The sequence below is a fragment of the Actinokineospora lacus genome, assembly GCF_053813445.1.
Window position 1 is genome coordinate 23,872 of the sequence record NZ_JBQERA010000011.1, and the last position, 17,668, is coordinate 41,539.

Below are 17,668 nucleotides of genomic sequence, written 5' to 3' on the forward strand. Positions count from 1 at the left end.
CGATCCTTTGTTCGAGTGGACTTCGACGACAGGTCAGGCGGCGCCGACGCGGCTCGCCGCGCTGGGCTGGGCCATGCCGTAGCCCTCCGCGGAGAGGTAGACGGTCATGCCCGGCCGGGGCGGCCCGGTGCGCAGCGACAGGTGGGCGATCAGCCCCGGCCCGGCCGCGAGGTCGCGGCCGCGGACCGCCTCGACCGCCCCGCGCACGGCGTCGGGCGTGATGCCGTAGCGGCGGGCCAGGTTCAGGGTTCGGTCCAGGGCGACGGTGTCGTCGGCGACGTAGTCGCGCACGGGGACGTAGAGGGAATAGCCGCTGGGCGTGGCGCCGTCGCCTTCCAGGAACGTGTACGCCGACACCAGTGGGCGCCCGTCGAGCGGGCCGTCGGTGCCCGCCGCGCGCGAGCAGAACTCGCTGACCTCCACCGCGTTGCCCTCCCGGCTCGCGGTCGCGGCGCGTCGCATGTCGGCGCCGGTGGCGTGGTAGTGCGAGATGTAGACCTTCGCCCGCGCGGCCGGGCGGTCGTCGAGGTCCAGGGCGAAGAACGAGTAGCGGTCCACTGTGTGCAGACCGCGCATCTTGGAGCGCAGTTGCTGCTCCCCGCCGGTGAAGCCCAGCCGGTCGAGCGCCTGGGCCACCAGGGTGGGCGCCTGCATCGGTCCCCGCGCGTTCGGGTTGAGGTAGACCTTCAGCACCGGTGTGCTGTCCGGGCGGGCGACCACGGAGAACCCGACCGAGAACGGGCCCACGGGGTCCTCGGGCAGGAACTGGCCCGACACCGCGGCGAAGCGGTCCAGGGCCAGCGGCAGCGTGCTGCCCAGGCGGGCCATCGCGGCCAGCGCCGCCTGCTGGTTGGCCCTCGGCGAGGGCTGCTCGGCCAGGCACTCGACGAGGACGCGCAGCGTGGGGACGCCCTGGGCGTCGAAGGCCACCGAGTACTCCAGCGGCGAGTGGTCGTCGGCGACCTCGGAGGGCCAGCGCGGGTGGTCGAGCGGCCAGTGCCCGGACTCCCCGAGCAGTTCCCGCACCAGTGCGCGCACCTCGTCGGTGGTCGGCCCCAAGCCGATGGCGTCGCCGAGCGCCGATAATTGGGCGTCGGCGTTTTCACCGAGCGTTTTCCCACGCATCATGACTCCAGGATTGTGCACACGACTGGCCGACGTCCGTCAGCAAACGTACGGGTGACGCGCAAGCCTCACCACCCGCCAAGCTGGTGATCTCCCCCTCACCGCTCATCACCGAGGGTGAGAGATTACGACAAAGGAATGTAATGTTGCCCGTTTCGCCGTTTCTGTGCTATGACGGCCCAATCGGTTACTCTCAGTTGCTCCAGACTATTGCTGCGCTGAATGGCAATTTGGCGAATACGCGCCCGCGGTGCGCGGGGTGATCTGTATTGACGCCGATCGTTCGACAGCTCCGTCCGTCGCCGTGACCTGCTTGTGATGATCACTATACGTGTGGGGACGGGTGCGCTCCCGGGTCGGCGCGCGGTCCGCCGAACGCGGCGCCGCCCGATTCGTCGTGTTAGCGTGAGGCGCATGAGTTCCGAGGGCTGTAGTCCCGCGCCGGGTAGCGCCCGGCCTCCCGCGGCGGGTCCGCCGTGCTGATCCTGCTCGGCATCGCGTCGATCCTGCTGCTCACCGTCGCCACCGGGTACTTCGTCGCGCAGGAGTTCGCCTACGTCGCCGTCGACCGCAGCAAGCTGCGCACCGCCGCGGCGGCGGGCGACAAGGCCGCCGAGCGCGCCCACCGGGTCACCGAGCGCCTGTCGTTCATGCTCTCCGGCGCCCAGCTCGGCATCACCGTCACCGCGCTGCTCGTCGGCTACGTGTCCGAGCCGTTCCTCGGGCGGGGGATCGCCGAGCTGATCGGGGCGGGCGGCCTGCCCGCGGGTGTGACGACCGCGTTGTCGGTCGTGCTGGCACTGCTGTTCTCCACCGGCGTGCAGATGGTCTTCGGCGAGCTGGCCCCGAAGAACCTCGCCATCGCCAAGCCCGAGGCGCTGGCCCGCTCGCTGAGCCGCTCGACGCTGATCTACCTGGCCGTCTTCGGGCCGGTCATCCGGCTGTTCGACAGCGCGTCCAACCGGCTGCTGCGCGCGGTGGGCATCGAGCCCGTCGAGGAGCTGCCCACCGGCGCCACCGCGGAGGACCTGCGCGGCATCATCGACGAGTCGCGCACCGGCGGGCACCTGGACGAGGGCACCTCGCGGCTGCTCGAAGGCGGCCTCGACTTCCGCACCCTGGTCGCGGGACAGGTCATGACCCCGAGGGTGGACGTGCACACCCTGCTCGCCGACGAGCCCGCCAGCCGGGTGGTCGAGCTGCTCGACACCGGCCGCTCGCGGTTCCCGGTGATCGGCGGGGACGTCGACGACGTCGTCGGGGTGGTCGGCATCGCCGAACTCCTCACGGTGCCGGTCGCCGAGCGCGGGTCGGTGCCGGTGGGCGCGATCGCCGCCCCGCCGCTGCTGCTGCCCGACAGCCTGCCCCTGCCGGAGGTGCTGGAGCGGCTGCGCGCCGAGCACCGCCAGCTCGCCGTCGTCGTGGACGAGTTCGGCGGGTTCGCGGGCGTGGTCAGCTTCGAGGACGTCGCCGAGGAGGTCGTCGGCGAGATCCTGGACGAGGACGACACCGCCGAGGCCGCCGCCGTCGCCCACCCCGACGGCTCGTGGTCGCTGCCCGCGCGCTGGCGCGTGGACGAGATCGCCGAGGCGACCAGCATCGAGCTGCCCGCGGGCCCGTCCTACGACACCGTCGGCGGGCTCGTGCTGGAGCGGCTGGGCCGCACGGCCCGCCCGGGGGACCGGGTCGAGGTCCCCGCGGCGCTCCCGGAGGAGTCCGACGGCGGGCAGGACGAGCCGCCGCGGCGCCACGTCGCGGTGATCGAGGTCGTGGACGTGGCGCGGCACGTGCCCGCCAACGTGACGATCAGGGTCCGGGACGCGGAGGTGAGCGCGTGAGCGTCGGCTGGTCCCTCGTCGTCTCCCTGTTCCTGCTGGTGGGCAGCGCGTTCTTCGTCGCGGCCGAGTTCGCCCTCGTGGCGAGCAAGCGCCACCGGCTCGAGGAGCACGCGGCCGCGGGCAGCCGGGCGGCGCGCGCGGCGGTGCACGGCAGCCGCAACCTGTCGCTGATGCTCGCGGGCGCCCAGCTCGGCATCACCCTGGCCACCCTGGGCCTCGGCGCCCTGGCCAAGCCCGCGTTCGCCGAGCTGCTGTCTCCGCTGTTCGCCATGGTCGGCCTGCCCGAGGGCTGGGCGGGCGCGGTGGGGCTGGTGCTCGCCGTGGTCATCGTCGTCTTCCTGCACATGGTGGTCGGCGAGATGGCGCCCAAGTCGTGGGCCATCTCGCACCCGGAGAAGTCCGCGATGATGCTGGCGCTGCCCTTCCGCGCGTTCACGACCTTCACCAAGCCCCTGTTGCTGGCGCTGAACAAGGTGGCCAACGCGACACTGCGGCTGGCCCGCGTGGAGCCGCAGGACACCCTCGCCCAGGCGCACGGCCCCGACGACCTCGCCGTCCTGCTGCGCGAGTCCCGCGAACACGGCCTGCTGCCCGAGCAGCAGGCCCGGATGCTCGCGGGCGCGCTGGACGTCCGCCGGATCACCGTCACCGACGTCATGGCCCCCCGTGCCGACCTCGTCGCCGTCCCGGTGGGCGCCGACACCGCCGAGATCGAGGCGGTCAGCCGCGACAGCGGGCGCTCCCGCCTCGTCGTCCTCGACCCGGCCGACCCGTCGGGGGACCCCCTGGGCATCGTCCACGTCCGCGAGGCCGTCCGCGCCGCGTCGTCGGGCCGCCGCGCCACCGCGCGCGAGCTGATGACCGAGGCGCTGGTCCTGCCCGCCGGGCAGACCGCGGCCGAGGCGGTCGCGGTGATGCGCGCCGAACGCGCCCAGCTGTGCCTGGTGCGCGGCGACTCCGGCGCGGTCGTCGGCCTGGCCGCCATGGAGGACCTGCTGGAGGAGATCCTCGGCGAGTTCGACGACGAGACGGATCGGTAGGCCGGGCGTTCACAGTCTTCTTTCAGGGTGGTTGCCTACGCTGTCCTTGTGGATCGCCTCCGGCCCGCACTGGGACTGTCCGCCCTGCTGGGCGGAGTCGCGGTCTTCCTCGTGCTGCACGTCGTGCCGCCGACCAGCGGCATCAGCCCGGTGCGGCGCACGCTCAGCGAGTACGCCCTCGGCCCCGGCAAGTGGGCCTTCGACCTGGCGGTCATCCTGATCGCGGCGGGCTCTGCCCTGGTGTTCGCCGAGCTGGCGCGCCGCGGCCACGGGCGCTTCGCCGTGCTGTTGGGTGCGGTGTGGACGGTCAGCCTGCTGCTGGTGGTGGTCTTCACCAAGACGAACTGGTCGGTGGGCCCGAGTGTGGGCGGGCTCATCCACCGCTACGCGAGCGTCGCCGCCTTCGTGTCCCTGCCGCTGGCGGTCCTGGTCGCGGCGGGGGCGGTCTTTCCCGCCGCCGCGGGCTGGCGCCTGCTCGCCCGCGCGCTGAGCGCGGCGTCGCTGGCCTGGTTCGGCACCATCGTCGTCGGCGTGGTGAACATGGCCATGGGCGGCGTCAGCTGGTGGCGCTTCGTCCCGCTCGGGTTGGTGGAGCGGATGATCGCCGGGTTCGGCGTCGCCGGGCTGGCCGTGCTGGTGGTGGGTCTGCTGCGGGTCAACCGTCGGGCAGCAGTCCCACAGTGAGGGCGGCGACGCCTTGCCGCGCAGCCGGTCCGCGGCCATGAGCCAGTCGGAGAACACCGTCCCGGTCTGGCCGATGACCGCTCGGCGCACCGTCACAGCCCGCGGTTGCGCGCACCGCGAGCGTGCCGCCACCCTGGGCCGGTGACCATCGCGCGTCCCGTGGTGGCACCGGGCTCGCGTGCGACTACGATCGCAAAGCCTTGTCAGACCCCGTCAGTCACCATGGAGCCGGTTACATGGATGTGTCCGTGGCCGCACGCGACGTCGTCAGCGTTCTGCTGGTCGAGGACGACCCCGGTGACGCCCTGCTGGTGCGCGAGCTGCTCGTCGACAGCGGGGCGGATATCCGGCTCACCACCGTGCGATCGGTTGCCGAGGCCAGGCAGCACCTGAGCGGCCAGGACTGCGTCCTGCTCGACCTCGACCTGCCCGACGCCTCGGGGCTGGAGGGCCTGCGCCTGCTCGACAACCCCGACGGGGTGGCCGTGGTGGTGCTCACCGGCCGGGCGGACGCCCAGCTCGGCGTGGCCGCCGTCGCCGCGGGCGCGCAGGACTACCTCCTCAAGGGCGAGGTGGACGGCGACCTGCTCGCCCGCGTCATCCGCTACGCCGTCGGCCGGGTGCGGGCCGAGGAGATGCAGCGGCAGCTGCGCGAGGAACGCCTGCTCGCGATGGAGAAGGCCCGCCTGGAGCGCGGCCTGCTGCCCTCGCCGCTGATGGACGACCCGCGCCTGCAGGCCGACTTCCGCTACCAGCCGGGCCGCCAGCGCGCCCTGCTCGGCGGCGACTTCTACGACGTCGTCCAGGGCAACGACGGCACCGTGCACTGCATGGTCGGCGACGTCTGCGGCCACGGCCCCGACGAGGCCGCCCTGGGCGTCTACCTGCGCGTCGCCTGGCGGGCCCTGGTCCTGGCCGGGCGCCCTGTCGACGAGGTCTTCAACACCATGCAGCGCGTCCTGGTCCACGAACGCCACCTCGACGGCCTCTTCGCCACCGTCTGCACCCTCTCCGTCAATCCCGACCGGGAGACCGCCGACCTGCGGATGGCGGGCCACCCGGCGCCCGTCGTGCTCACCCCGGACGGCGCCTCCCTGCTCACCGCGCCGATCGGCGTCCCGCTCGGCGTGCTCGACTCCGCCAAGTGGGAGGCCCGCACGGTGAAGCTGGGTCCGCAGTGGTCGGTCCTGATGTTCACCGACGGCCTCATCGAGGGCCGCATCGGCGCGGGCGCCGAACGCCTGGGCCCCGAGCGCCTCGCGGAGATGGCGGGGCAGTTCGCCACCGCGGGGGGCGGCTGGCGCGTCACCCTGCTCGACGACCTCATCCGCACGGTGTGCGCGCTCAACCAGGGAGACCTTGTGGACGACGTGGCCGCTCTGATGCTGACCAGGATCGCCGATGCTTGACCGCGGCCGAGGCCGTTGGCCGTTGCGACGCTGGATCACCGTCACCATTGGCGTAGCCGTCACGATGTGCCTGGCCGCCCTCGTGGTCGGCGCGCTGGCCATCGCGTCGCTGTCGGCGAACCGCACCGACCTGGTCGACCGCATCGACCCGGCCGTGCAGGAGGCCCTGCGGCTGGACGCGGCGCTGCTCGACCAGGAGAGCGGGGTGCGCGGCTACGTCCTCACCGGGGACGACACCTTCCTGGAGCCCTACGTCGAGGGGGTCGACCGGCAGGTGAGCGCCGCCGAGGCGCTGCGGTCGCACTCCGACGGGCGCCCGGGCATCCTGATCCGCCTGGAGCGGGTGGAAGCGCAGGTCAACGCCTGGCGCACCGAGTACGCCACGCCCGTCATCGGCCTGGTCCAGCGGGGCATCAAGGAGCCACTGCCCGAGCGCACCGAGGACGCCAAGCAGCGCTTCGACGCCGTCCGCGGCGCATCCGAGCGGCTCCAGCGCGACCTGGGCATCTTCCGGGAGCGGGCCCGCACCCAGCTCGACCTGGCCTCCAACCGGTTCGTGACCGTGTCGGTGAGCTTCGCCGTGATCCTGCTCCTGGTGTTCGTGCTGCTCATCCTGGTCCTGCGCGGCGCCGTCGTCGGCCCCCTGACCAGCCTGGCCGACCAAGTCCGCCGGGTCTCCGACGGCGACTTCCAACACGCGCCGACAGTCGGGGGTCCACGCGAGATCGTCACCCTCGCCGGGCACGTGGACTCCATGCGGACCCGCATCCTGGACGAACTGGCCGCGCAGCGCCGCGTCAACGCCCAACTCGACCTGCGGACCGAGGACCTCGCCCGCTCCAACTCCGAGCTCGAGCAGTTCGCCTACGTCGCCTCGCACGACCTGCAGGAGCCGCTGCGCAAGGTCGCCAGCTTCTGCCAGCTGCTCGAACGCCGGTACAAGGGGCAGCTGGACGACCGCGCCGACCAGTACATCGGGTTCGCCGTCGACGGCGCCAAGCGCATGCAGGGACTGATCAACGACCTGCTCGCGTTCAGCCGGGTCGGCAGGCACGTCAACGACCACGTGACCGTCTCCACCGCGGACATGGTGGGGCAGGCCACCGCCAACCTCGCCACCGTCATCGAGGAGTCGGCGACGGTGATCGAGACCGGCGAGCTGCCCGCCGTCCGCGGTGAGTCCGCCCTGCTGACCGCGGTGTTCCAGAACCTCATCGGCAACGCGGTGAAGTTCCGCGGCCCGCAGGCCCCCCGCATCCGGGTCGACGCGGTCCGCGAGGGTGACACCTGGGAGTTCTCGGTCACCGACAACGGCATCGGCATCAAGCCGGAGTACGCCGAGCGGGTGTTCGTGATCTTCCAGCGGCTCCACGCCAAGGGGGACTACCCCGGGACGGGGATCGGCCTGTCCATGTGCCGCAAGATCGTCGAGTACCACGGTGGCCGCATCTGGCTGGACCAGGAGCACACTGGGGGCACGCGCTTCCGGTTCACCCTCCCGGCAGCGGATACCCTTGTCGACGCCGAGTCGCCCGAGAACGACGGCGAATCGCCCGGAAACACTGAAAAGAGCGAGGAATCCCGGTGACCGAAGCGGACATGAAGATCATCGACGTCCTGCTGGTCGAGGACGACGACGGCGACGTCCTGATGACGCGCGAGGCGTTCGAGCACTACAAGATCCGCAACGAGCTCCACGTCGTCCGCGACGGCGAGCAGGCCGTCCAGTTCCTCCGCCGCGAGGGCGAGTACGCCGACGCCCCCCGCCCGGACCTGGTCCTCCTCGACCTGAACCTGCCCCGTTTCGACGGCCGCCAGGTACTGGCCGAGATCAAGTCCGACGCCGCCCTGCGCGCCATCCCCGTCGTGGTCCTCACCACCTCCGAGGCGGAGGAGGACATCGAGCGCAGCTACGAGCTGCACGCCAACGCCTACGTCACCAAACCCGTCGACTTCGACCGGTTCATCGAGGTCATCCGGAAGATCGACGAGTTCTTCGTGACGGTCGTCAAGCTGCCCTGATCACCACGCGGCGGGGGCGAAGTCCTTGAGGAAGACGCCGTAGAGGTCTTCGCCCCCCTCGCCGCGCACGATGGGGTCATAGACGCGGGCGGCGCCGTCGACGAGGTCCAGCGGGGCGTGGAAGCCCTCGTCGGCCAGCCGTTCCTTGGTGGGCTGCGGGCGCTCGTCGGTGATCCAGCCGGTGTCGACGGCGGTCATGAGGATGCCGTCGCCGCGCAGGTCCTCGGCGCTGGTGCGGGTGAGCATGTTGAGGGCGGCCTTGGCCATGTTGGTATGCGGGTGGCCCGCGCCCTTGTAGCCGCGGGCGAAGACGCCCTCCATCGCCGAGACGTTCACCACGTACTTGCGGCGCGCGCTGGAGCGCGTCATCGCCGGGCGCAGCCTGCTGACGAGGATGAACGGCGCGGTCTGGTTGCACAGCTGGACTTCGAGCAGCTCCACGGGGTCGACGTCGTGGACGCGGTGGGTCCAGCTGTTCTCCGGGTGCGGGTCGGGGATCAGGCCGCCCGCGTCGATGCCGTCCCCGGTGCCCGCGGTGAGGGCGCGCGCGGTGACCTCGTCCGGCGCGACCATCCCGGTGATCGCGGTCGGGTGCGCGCGGTCGGCGCGGCCCAGGGCGATGACCTCCGGGAGCGGGCCCGCCGGGAGCGGGGCGCTCTCGGCCGCGGCCAGCGCGGCGTACGAGGCGGGGGAGCGGCGGACCGTCTGGGCGGCGTTGTTGATCAGGATGTCCAGCGGGCCGCTGCCGCCGACCAGGTCGGTCAGGGCCACCACCTGGGCGGGGTCGCGCAGGTCGATCCCGACGACGCGCAGGCGGTGCAGCCAGTCGGCGCTGTCGGGCTCGGCGGCGAAGCGGCGCACGGCGTCGGTGGGGAAGCGGGTGGTGATGGTCGTGTGGGCGCCGTCGCGCAGCAGGCGCAGGGCGATGTACATGCCGATCTTGGCGCGGCCGCCGGTGAGCAGGGCGGTGCGGCCGGAGAGGTCGGTGCGGGCGTCGCGCTTGGCGCGGTTGAGGGCCGCGCAGTCGGGGCAGAGCTGGTGGTAGAAGGCGTCGACCAGGGTGTAGCGCTGCTTGCAGACGTAGCAGGCGCCCGCCTTGAGCAGCCTGCCCGCGACGGCCCCGGGCGCGTTGGAGATCAGCGGGATGCCGCGGGTCTCGTCATCGATGCGCTGGGGCGAGCCGGTCGCGGTCGCGGCGATCACCGCGCGGTCGTTGGCCTGGACGGCGGCCCGCTTGGTGGCCTTGCGCTGCTTGCGGACGGCCTTGTAGATCCCCGCGGTGGCCCTGCGCACGGCCACGGCGTGCGGGTGGTCGTCGGGCAGGGCCTCGACCTCGGCGAGCACGTCGAGGCAGGTGCGCAGCCGTTCGGCGTCGATGCCCGCTTCGCCCGCGTCGACCGTGTCCTCGAATGTGGCTGTCATGTGGTCCCTGCCTAGACGTCTCTTGTGCGGCCCCACTGTAGAAGATCCTGGCCTGGGGAAAATCCCGGACAGCGGGAGATCCCGGACAGGGAACCGCCCGCCGCGCACCGGGCGCGACGGGCGGGTACGGCTGTGGACCTCAGCCCTCCTGGAGATCGGCCAGGGCGGCCTTGACCTTGTTCAGCTCGGCTTCCAGCTCCGCCATCCGGACCCGGTGCTGCTCGCGGGCGGTCTCCAGGACCGACTCGATGGCCTCGGAGATGTCGGTGTGGAGTTCGGCGGCGGCGCGGGAGACGGCGGCGGCCGGGACGGCGAGGCCCTGGACGACGCGCTTGCCACCCTGGCTCAGCTCGGCCTGCCACTCGCCGTCGGCGGTGCCGGTGACGGTCAGGGTCAGTTCGACAGTGCGGGTCTTCTTGGCCGTGCTGGCGGGCGCCTTGGCCGCCCGGGGCTTCTTCGCCGGGGCGGGCGCGGGGGCCTCGGGCTCCGGGGCGGCCTGCGCCTCGGGCTCGGCCGCCGGGGCTGGGTCAGCTCCCGCGGACACCCCGTTCAGCGCTGGGGCGTGCTCCACGGGCACGGTCTCGGTATCGGTGGACACCATCCACTCCCTCTCAGACTCCTGCTGGACCGGAGTGAATTAGAACACCCGTTCGCATGTTCGACAGCGGCGGGGGCGGCCGACGCGGACGGCCCGCAGGTCAGCGGTCTGTGCGGCGGGCGCGCCCACGTCGGCGGGGCCGCGGGCCGCCGCCATCGGAAACCGGATGAACTCTCAGCCGGGCATTGCTTAGGCTGGTGTCGAGATGAGCACTGACCTCGACGCCTCGCCCGCGGACCTGCGCGACCGGCTGGCCGGGCTGATGGCCCACGACCACGACCGGCTCGGCCGCAGGCTCGAGGGCCTGCGGAAGCTGCGCGACCCCCACAAGCGCCGGGCGGTCCTGGCCCGCCTCGCCGCCGACGTGGCCGCCGCCGAGGCCCGCGTCGCCGCCCGCCGGGCCGTCGTGCCGGTGCCGCGCTACCCCGAGGAACTGCCGGTCAGCGCGAAGCGGGCCGACATCATGGCCGCCATCCGCGATCACCAGGTGGTGATCGTGGCGGGCGAGACCGGCTCGGGCAAGACCACCCAGATCCCCAAGATGTGCCTGGAGCTGGGCCGCGGGGTCACCGGGCACATCGGGCACACCCAGCCCCGGCGGATCGCCGCGCGCACGGTGGCCGAGCGGGTGGCCGAGGAGCTGGGCACCGACCTCGGCGAGGTCGTGGGCTGGCGGGTGCGCTTCACCGACCAGGTCGGGCCCAACACCCTCGTCAAGATCATGACCGACGGCATCCTGCTCGCCGAGATCCAGAGCGACCGGCTGCTGCGCCAGTACGACACGATCATCATCGACGAGGCGCACGAGCGCAGCCTCAACATCGACTTCCTGCTCGGCTACCTGGCCAGGCTGCTGCCGAGGCGCCCGGACCTGAAGGTCGTCATCACCTCGGCGACGATCGACCCCGAGCGCTTCTCCCGCCACTTCGGCGACGCCCCGATCGTCGAGGTCTCCGGCCGCACGTACCCCGTCGAGGTGCGCTACCGGCCGCTGGTCGACCCCGAGGACCCCGACGCCGACCCCGACCGCGACCAGGTGCAGGGCATCCTCGACGCCGTCGACGAGCTGTGCGCCGAGGGCCCCGGCGACATCCTGGTGTTCCTCTCCGGTGAGCGCGAGATCCGCGACACCGCCGACGCGCTGACCGCGCGCAAACTCCGCGACACCGAGATCCTGCCGCTCTACGCCCGCCTGTCCGCCGCCGAGCAGCACCGGGTCTTCCAGGCGCACCGCGGCAGGCGGGTCGTGCTGGCCACCAACGTCGCCGAGACGTCGCTGACCGTGCCCGGCATCCGCTACGTGGTCGATCCCGGGACCGCGCGCATCTCCCGCTACAGCAACCGCCTCAAGGTGCAGCGCCTGCCGATCGAGCCGGTCTCGCAGGCCTCGGCCAACCAGCGCAAGGGCCGCTGCGGCCGGACCTCCGACGGCATCTGCGTCCGCCTCTACACCGAGGACGACTTCCTCGCCCGCCCCGAGTTCACCGAACCGGAGATCCTGCGCACCAACCTGGCCTCGGTCATCCTGGCCATGACCGCCGCCGACCTCGGCGACATGGCCGACTTCCCGTTCCTCGAGCCGCCCGACCGCCGCAACATCGCCGACGGCGTCAACCTGCTGCACGAGCTCGGCGCGCTCACCGCCGACGGCAAGGCGCTCACCCCGGTGGGCCGCACCCTCTCCCAGCTCCCGGTCGACCCGCGCATGGGCCGCATGGTGGTCGAGGCGGGCAGGACCGGCGCGGTGGCCGAGGTCATGGTCATCGCCGCCGCGCTGTCCATCCAGGACCCGCGCGAGCGCCCACAGGAGCAGCAGCAGGCCGCCGCGGAGAAGCACGCCCGCTTCGCCGACCCCGACTCGGACTTCCTGTCCTACCTCAACCTGTGGAACCACCTGCGGGAGCAGCAGAAGGAGCTGTCCAGCAACCGGTTCCGCAAGACGTGCAGGGCGGAGTTCCTGAACTACCTGCGGGTGCGCGAGTGGCAGGACATCCACTCCCAGCTGCGCCAGGTCGTGCGCCAGCTCGACATGGCGGTCAACGACACCCCGGCCGAGCCGCGCAACGTGCACACGGCGCTGCTGGCCGGGCTGCTGTCGCACGTCGGTTTCCGCGACCCGCAGGGCCGGGAGTTCTTCGGCGCCCGCAACGCCAAGTTCGCCATCTTCCCCGGGTCGACGCTGGCCAAGAAGCCGCCGCGCTGGGTGATGGCCGCCGAGCTGGTGGAGACCTCGCGGCTGTGGGGCCGCATCGCCGCGCGCATCGAGCCGGAGTGGATCGAGCCGCTGGCCGAGCACCTGGTCAAGCGCACCCACAGCGAGCCGCACTGGGAGGCCAAGCAGGGCTCGGTCGTGGCGATGGAGAAGGTCACCCTCTACGGGCTGCCGATCGTGGTCTCCCGGAAAGTCCAGTATGGACGGATCGATCCGGTGCTGTCCCGCGACCTGTTCATCCGGCACGCCCTGGTCGAGGGGGACTGGCAGACCCGGCACCGGTTCTTCCACGCCAACCGCGAACTGCTGCGCGAGGTGGAGGAGCTGGAGCACCGGGCCCGCAGGCGGGACATCCTCGTCGACGAGGAGACCCTGTTCGCCTTCTACGACCAGCGCATCCCGGCCACCGCCGTCTCCGCGCGCCATTTCGACACCTGGTGGAAGAAGACCCGCCACGAGCAGCCCGACCTGCTGACCTACCCCAAAGAGCTGCTGGTCAACGATTCCGCGCGCGACGTCACCCCGGAGTCGTTCCCGGACACCATGACCCAGCGCGGGCTGACGCTGCCGCTGACCTACCGCTTCGAGCCCGGCCGCGCCGACGACGGCGTCACCGCCACGGTGCCGATCGCGGTGCTCAACCAGCTCACCGGCGACGGGTTCTCCCTGACCGTGCCGGGACTGCGCGCCGAGGCGGTCACCGCGCTGATCCGCTCGCTGCCCAAGCCGCTGCGCCGCGCGTTCGTCCCGGTGCCGGACTTCGCCAAGGCCGTCGTCGCCCGGCTGGCCCCCGACGAGCCGTCCCTGCCCGACGCCGTCGCCCGCGAGCTGAAGGCCCTCACCGGCGTCGCGGTCCCGCGCGACGCCTGGAACCTCGACGCCGTCCCCGACCACCTGCGCACCACGTTCGAGGTCGTCGACGACGGCAGGACGCTGGCCGCGGGCAAGGACCTCGAAGCGCTCAAGCGCACTCTCAAGGCCCGCCTGCGCGAGTCCCTGACCGCCGCGTCGGCCGACCTGGCCCGCACCGGCCTGACCGACTGGAAGATCGGCGCGCTGCCGAAGGTGGCGCGCACCGAGCAGAACGGCATGGCCGTCACCGCGTACCCGGCCCTGGTGGACGAGGGCACGTCGGTGTCGGTGCGGATGTTCGACACCGAGCCCGAGCAGCGCCAGGCCATGTGGCTCGGCACCAGGCGGCTGGTGCGCCTCGGCGTGCCGTCGCCGGTCAAGCCGGTCGTGCGCGCGCTGTCCAACCAGGCCAAGCTGACCCTGTCGCACAACCCGCACGGCAGCGTGAACGCCCTGCTCGCCGACTGCGTCGACTGCGCGACCGACCACCTGGTCACCGCCGCGGGCGGCCCGGCGTGGGACGAGCCCGGGTTCACCCGCCTGCGCGAGTCCGTCCGCAAGGGCATGGTCGCGACGGTGATGGACACCCTCGACCAGGTCCGCGCCGTGGTCGCGGCCTGGCAGTCGGTCACCGCCAGGCTGGGCGCCACCCGCGGCCCGATCTTCACCGAGCCGCTCGCCGACGTCCGCGAGCAGGTCGCGGGCCTGGTGTTCCCCGGCTTCGTCACCGCCACCGGCCTGGCCCGCCTCGGCGACGTCGAGCGGTACCTGCGCGGCATCGAGCGCAGGCTGGACAAGCTGCCCGAGCGCCCCGACCGCGACCGGACCTGGATGCACATCGTGCAGGACCTGGAGGACGCCTACCACGAACTGCTGGCCAAGCTCCCGCAGTGGGCCCAGGACAGCGACCGGGTGCGGAACGTGCGGTGGATGATCGAGGAGCTGCGGATCAGCTACTTCGCCCAGACCCTCGGCACCAGCGGCCCGGTCTCGGACAAGCGCGTCCACACGGCGATCGCCGAGCTGACGCCCTAGAACGCGCTGCCCTGGAACGCGGCGCCTCAGAAGACGGTGCCCCAGAGGACGGCACCCTGGAACATGAGGACGGCGCTCTAGAACATCATGTAGAGCCGCACGACCGTGCCGCGCTTGGGGCACGAGCGGATGCGCACCAGGTCGCACAGCTGGTTGGCCAGCCAGACGCCGCGGCCGCCGCGGACCGAGGGCAGCGGGGCGATCCGGCCGATCAGGGCGGAGTCCAGGTGGCCGCTGTCGCTGACCTCGCAGACGACCGCCTCCGGCTCGGTCCACAGGCGCAGGGTGCCGCGCTCGCCGCCGTGGCAGACGCTGTTGGTGACGATCTCGTTGGCCGCCAGGGTCAGGTCGAGGGCGCGGTCGCGGTCCAGGCCCGCCGCGCCTGCCCGGATCGTCACCAGGTCGCGCAGCTCGGGGAGGTCGTCCAGGCTGAAGTGGGCGATGTCGACCGAGGCGACCGGGTCGTCGTCCAGCGGGGCGCAGAACGTGTCGGCGGCCAGGTCGGGGTCGTAGCCGACGCCGGGCCGCTCGCCATCGGCCTCGACCACGGTGCGGTGGCAGGACTCCATCCACCGCGGCGCGCCGACGGGGTACGGGCAGCGCAGCTGGAAGTCCGCGGTGTCGGCGAAGGCGATGTCCAGCAGCGCCTCGTGCAGCATGACCTCCGCGGCGGCGGCGGCGCTGCGCTCGGACCACCACGACTGGCCGATCCCGCGCACGCGCCCGCCCTCGGCGGTGTCGGCGAGCTCGCGCAGCGCGGGGACGATCCTCGCCGGGTTCGCGCCGACCTCGGCCATGTTCAGGATGCGCACCGAGGGCGCGTCATCGCCCAAGGCCGCGCGTAATGGCTCGGCGGTGGTGGGCGGGACGAGCGCGAACACCGACTCGCCTTCGGCGAGACCGGCGCGCAGAAACGACACCGACCCGGAAACCAGGTCAGCGGTGTCGGTGTACACGAGGGCTTGGTGCGCGAATCCTCGTGCGGTCATGGGGCGTCCTCCGCATCGGCCGGGCTCGGGGGCCCCGGACGACCGACGCCAGGGTACCCAAAGCGGCGACCCGCTGCGACCTGTCCGGTGTGGCCCGCGTTCCCCGGCCGTGCGATCGTGTCGGACCATGGTCGTCTCCCTGGCGGGCTCGCCGAAGAAGCTCCGTGTCAGCCTCGACGACTGGCTGATGATGGTCCTCGCCGTGGTCTCGGTCGGCCTGCTGGTGTACCGGACGTTCTTCGACCCGCCCGCCGAGGTGGCGGCGATCATCGTGCGCGTCGACTGGGGCTTCTGCGCGGTGTTCCTGGTCGAGTTCCTCTGGCGTTGGCGGGCCACCGGGTTCCAGGCCCGGTTCCTGCGCGTGAACTGGTACGACGTGGTCGGCATGGTCCCGGTCGCGCACCTGGCCTTGCGCTCCTTCCGCCTGCTGCGCGTGGTGCGCATCGCCGTGCTGCTCACCCGGGTGGGCAGGCCGGTGCACCGGTCGGTGGGGGAGGAGCTGGCCTACCGCGCCCTCGGCCGCTTCGGCGGCGCGCTGATCGACCCGGTGGTCGACCTGATCAAGAAGCCGCTGACGGTCGCGGTCCTCGAGGAGGTCGTCTCGGTGCTGCGCACCGGCCACTACGCCCGCAACATCTCCGCTGCCCTTGAGGAGAACCGGGCCGAGATCCGGGCGATGGTGCTGGAGAAGATCAAGCACGACCGGCAGGTGGGCAGGCTCTCGATCCTCCCGTTCCACGACGAGATCCTCGGCACCGTGACCGACGCCGTGCTGCGGGTGTTCCTGGAGATCCTCGCCGACCCGCGCACCGACGAGCTGATCAGCGACATGCTCAGGGAGAACATCGACCAGATCCGCGGCGCCGTGCGCGCGGGCGACCACCGCGACCTGCCCGAGCCGTCGCCACCGGGTCTCTAGCCCGCGGTGGTTTCGCTGCTGGAGGTCGCTTACTGGAGTTCACTGTCGGGGTGGGGCAGCTGGACCGTGGTGACCGGCTCGATGTCGTCCACCCCGTCGATCGCCAGCAGGGCGCTGATGGCGCCGTGCTCGATCGTGCCCGTGATCACCCCCACGGCGTCGAGGATCTCCTCCACCAGCAGGCCCGCGGCCTCCAGCCCGGCCACCACCTCGGGCAGCCGGGCCAGTCCGGAGTCGGCCAGGACGACGAGCACCCGCTCGACGGGATCGGTCACGGAGCCTGCACCAGGCCACAGCCGACGTCGGTGGAGGGCAGCGGCATCCGGCGCGCGGTCTGCGCCAGCCGCGCCCACAGCTCGAGGCCGCGCGCGCCGGTGGCCTGCGCGATCAGCGCGGCGATCCCGGCGACGTGCGGGGTGGCCATGCTCGTCCCGCTGATCCGGTTGTGCCGCAGCGGCATCGGCCAGGCCGAGTGCACGTCGACGCCGGGCGCGGCGAGGTCCACCGCGCCGATGGTGTCGACCGTGCCGCAGGAGAACCAGGCCAGCCGCGAGGCCACGTCGGTCGCGCCGACGGCCAGGATCGACGGGCAGTTCGCGGGGTGCCCGACCGGGGCCACGACGCCGTCCTCCCGCTTGGACTCGTTGCCCGCGGCGGCGATGATCAGCGTGCCCTGGGCGAGCGCCCTGGCCGCGACCCGCTCGTAGGTGCGCGAGTACGGGTCCCCGGGCCGGGTGCGCGCGCCGAGCGACATCGACACGACCGGGCAGTTGTTGCCCAGCGCCCACGCGATGCCCGAGAGGATGCCGCCGTCGGAGCCGGACCCCTCGTTGCTGAGCACCTTCCCGGCGAAGATCTCCGACTCGTACGCCACGCCGTAGCCGGGGCCCTCGGCGGGCTCCCGCGGCCCGCACGCGGTGCCGACGCAGTGCGTGCCGTGGCCGTGCCCGTCCTGAACCTCCTGGCCGGGCACGAACGAGCTGGACTCGACCTCGCGGCCCGCGAAGTCCGGGTGGGCCAGGTCGAACCCGGTGTCGAGCACCGCGATCCGGATGCCCCTGCCCGTCGCCGTGCTCAGCTGCGCGCACACGGCCTGCAGGCCCCAGGTGAACACCGACTCGTCGAGGGTGTCGGAGTTCCCGGCCGGGGCGGGTGCGGCGATGGCGTACACCCGCCGCTCCTGCTCGAGCACGGCGATCGGGCCGGGCCCGATGGCGGCCCTGGCCAGCGCCATGGCCTGGTCCTCGTCGGCGTTGACCACCGCGACGCCGAGCTGGTGCAGCACCACGCCCTGGCTCGCGTCGAAACTCATGTCGACACCGGCGTCCGCGGTGCTGGCCGCGGTGATGCCCGCGACCTGGCTGAGTGCCTTGGTGCCCGCCGCGACCGAGTCGTCCTCCAGCAGCACCAGGTATCGGCCGGTGACGTCATTCTCCGCCGTGGTCATGTTCCCGCCTCGATTCCTTGGACGTTCCTGCCCCACCTGTTGATTAGGTCGCACGACGGCCTGTCAATGTAATGGG

General features: G+C 72.4%; 14 protein-coding genes. 8 read left to right on the forward strand and 6 right to left on the reverse strand.

What is annotated here, in order from left to right:
* Positions 1-33 precede the first annotated feature (33 nt).
* The gene (locus tag ACTG9Q_RS24910; protein ID WP_455575313.1) at positions 34-1,128 is read right to left on the reverse strand and encodes a tryptophan dimethylallyltransferase family protein; all 1,095 of its coding nucleotides are present in this window, start codon (positions 1,126-1,128) and stop codon (positions 34-36) included.
* A gap of 473 nt (positions 1,129-1,601) precedes the next feature.
* Here ACTG9Q_RS24910 and ACTG9Q_RS24915 point away from each other — a divergent pair, with 473 nt between their 5' ends.
* The 6 genes from ACTG9Q_RS24915 (at position 1,602) to ACTG9Q_RS24940 (ending at position 8,118) form a co-directional block, all read left to right on the forward strand.
* A complete protein-coding gene (locus tag ACTG9Q_RS24915) occupies positions 1,602-2,963 on the forward strand; it encodes a hemolysin family protein (RefSeq protein WP_455575314.1) in 1,362 nt (453 codons plus the stop codon).
* Positions 2,960-4,003: a hemolysin family protein gene (locus ACTG9Q_RS24920; protein ID WP_455575315.1), complete on the forward strand. Its 1,044-nt coding sequence runs from the start codon at positions 2,960-2,962 to the stop codon at positions 4,001-4,003. The genes ACTG9Q_RS24915 and ACTG9Q_RS24920 overlap by 4 nt, the downstream gene beginning before the upstream one ends.
* A gap of 48 nt (positions 4,004-4,051) precedes the next feature.
* Positions 4,052-4,687: a DUF998 domain-containing protein gene (locus ACTG9Q_RS24925; RefSeq protein WP_455575316.1), complete on the forward strand. Its 636-nt coding sequence runs from the start codon at positions 4,052-4,054 to the stop codon at positions 4,685-4,687.
* A gap of 248 nt (positions 4,688-4,935) precedes the next feature.
* Positions 4,936-6,096: a PP2C family protein-serine/threonine phosphatase gene (locus ACTG9Q_RS24930; protein WP_455575317.1), complete on the forward strand. Its 1,161-nt coding sequence runs from the start codon at positions 4,936-4,938 to the stop codon at positions 6,094-6,096.
* A 22-nt stretch (positions 6,097-6,118) separates the two neighbouring features.
* Positions 6,119-7,684 carry a sensor histidine kinase gene (locus tag ACTG9Q_RS24935; protein ID WP_455575318.1) on the forward strand — a complete coding sequence of 522 codons (1,566 nt, stop codon included), beginning with the start codon at positions 6,119-6,121 and terminating at the stop codon, positions 7,682-7,684.
* Positions 7,685-7,695: 11 nt separating this feature from the next.
* Positions 7,696-8,118, forward strand: coding sequence for a response regulator (locus ACTG9Q_RS24940; RefSeq protein WP_455575524.1), 423 nt, complete (start codon positions 7,696-7,698; stop codon positions 8,116-8,118).
* Here the strand turns inward: ACTG9Q_RS24940 and ACTG9Q_RS24945 are convergent, their stop codons facing one another.
* Both ACTG9Q_RS24945 and ACTG9Q_RS24950 read right to left on the reverse strand, forming a co-directional pair.
* Positions 8,119-9,540, reverse strand: coding sequence for an SDR family NAD(P)-dependent oxidoreductase (locus ACTG9Q_RS24945; RefSeq protein ID WP_455575319.1), 1,422 nt, complete (start codon positions 9,538-9,540; stop codon positions 8,119-8,121).
* Between the two features lie 139 nt (positions 9,541-9,679).
* Complete coding sequence (locus tag ACTG9Q_RS24950) at positions 9,680-10,141, reverse strand: DUF6319 family protein (protein ID WP_455575320.1); 462 nt, start codon at positions 10,139-10,141, stop codon at positions 9,680-9,682.
* A 202-nt stretch (positions 10,142-10,343) separates the two neighbouring features.
* Here ACTG9Q_RS24950 and hrpA point away from each other — a divergent pair, with 202 nt between their 5' ends.
* The gene (gene hrpA / locus ACTG9Q_RS24955; RefSeq protein ID WP_455575321.1) at positions 10,344-14,237 is read left to right on the forward strand and encodes an ATP-dependent RNA helicase HrpA; all 3,894 of its coding nucleotides are present in this window, start codon (positions 10,344-10,346) and stop codon (positions 14,235-14,237) included.
* A 77-nt stretch (positions 14,238-14,314) separates the two neighbouring features.
* On the opposite strand, the gene ACTG9Q_RS24960 is transcribed toward hrpA, so the two are convergent.
* Positions 14,315-15,226 (reverse strand): anti-sigma factor RsbA family regulatory protein, encoded by a 912-nt coding sequence (locus ACTG9Q_RS24960; RefSeq protein ID WP_455575322.1) that lies wholly within the window; start codon positions 15,224-15,226, stop codon positions 14,315-14,317.
* A gap of 127 nt (positions 15,227-15,353) precedes the next feature.
* On the opposite strand from ACTG9Q_RS24960, the gene ACTG9Q_RS24965 reads away from it, so the two are divergent.
* Positions 15,354-16,145, forward strand: a complete 792-nt coding sequence (locus tag ACTG9Q_RS24965; RefSeq protein WP_455575323.1) for an ion transporter — start codon at positions 15,354-15,356, stop codon at positions 16,143-16,145.
* Between the two features lie 29 nt (positions 16,146-16,174).
* Here ACTG9Q_RS24965 and ACTG9Q_RS24970 read toward each other — a convergent pair whose 3' ends face one another.
* Positions 16,175-16,420, reverse strand: a complete 246-nt coding sequence (locus ACTG9Q_RS24970; protein WP_455575324.1) for a hypothetical protein — start codon at positions 16,418-16,420, stop codon at positions 16,175-16,177.
* Positions 16,417-17,592 (reverse strand): S8 family peptidase, encoded by a 1,176-nt coding sequence (locus tag ACTG9Q_RS24975; protein ID WP_455575325.1) that lies wholly within the window; start codon positions 17,590-17,592, stop codon positions 16,417-16,419. The genes ACTG9Q_RS24970 and ACTG9Q_RS24975 overlap by 4 nt, the downstream gene beginning before the upstream one ends.
* Positions 17,593-17,668: the final 76 nt, after the last annotated feature.

What these genes read in the sequence shown, in the direction of transcription:
- ACTG9Q_RS24910 (WP_455575313.1), bottom strand. Translation starts at nt 1,128, where the DNA reads ATGATGCGTGGGAAAACGCTCGGTGAAAACGCCGACGCCCAATTATCG.
- ACTG9Q_RS24940 (WP_455575524.1), top strand. Translation starts at nt 7,696, where the DNA reads ATGAAGATCATCGACGTCCTGCTGGTCGAGGACGACGACGGCGACGTC.
- ACTG9Q_RS24945 (WP_455575319.1), bottom strand. Translation starts at nt 9,540, where the DNA reads ATGACAGCCACATTCGAGGACACGGTCGACGCGGGCGAAGCGGGCATC.
- ACTG9Q_RS24950 (WP_455575320.1), bottom strand. Translation starts at nt 10,141, where the DNA reads ATGGTGTCCACCGATACCGAGACCGTGCCCGTGGAGCACGCCCCAGCG.
- hrpA (WP_455575321.1), top strand. Translation starts at nt 10,344, where the DNA reads ATGAGCACTGACCTCGACGCCTCGCCCGCGGACCTGCGCGACCGGCTG.
- ACTG9Q_RS24960 (WP_455575322.1), bottom strand. Translation starts at nt 15,226, where the DNA reads ATGACCGCACGAGGATTCGCGCACCAAGCCCTCGTGTACACCGACACC.
- ACTG9Q_RS24965 (WP_455575323.1), top strand. Translation starts at nt 15,354, where the DNA reads ATGGTCGTCTCCCTGGCGGGCTCGCCGAAGAAGCTCCGTGTCAGCCTC.
- ACTG9Q_RS24975 (WP_455575325.1), bottom strand. Translation starts at nt 17,592, where the DNA reads ATGACCACGGCGGAGAATGACGTCACCGGCCGATACCTGGTGCTGCTG.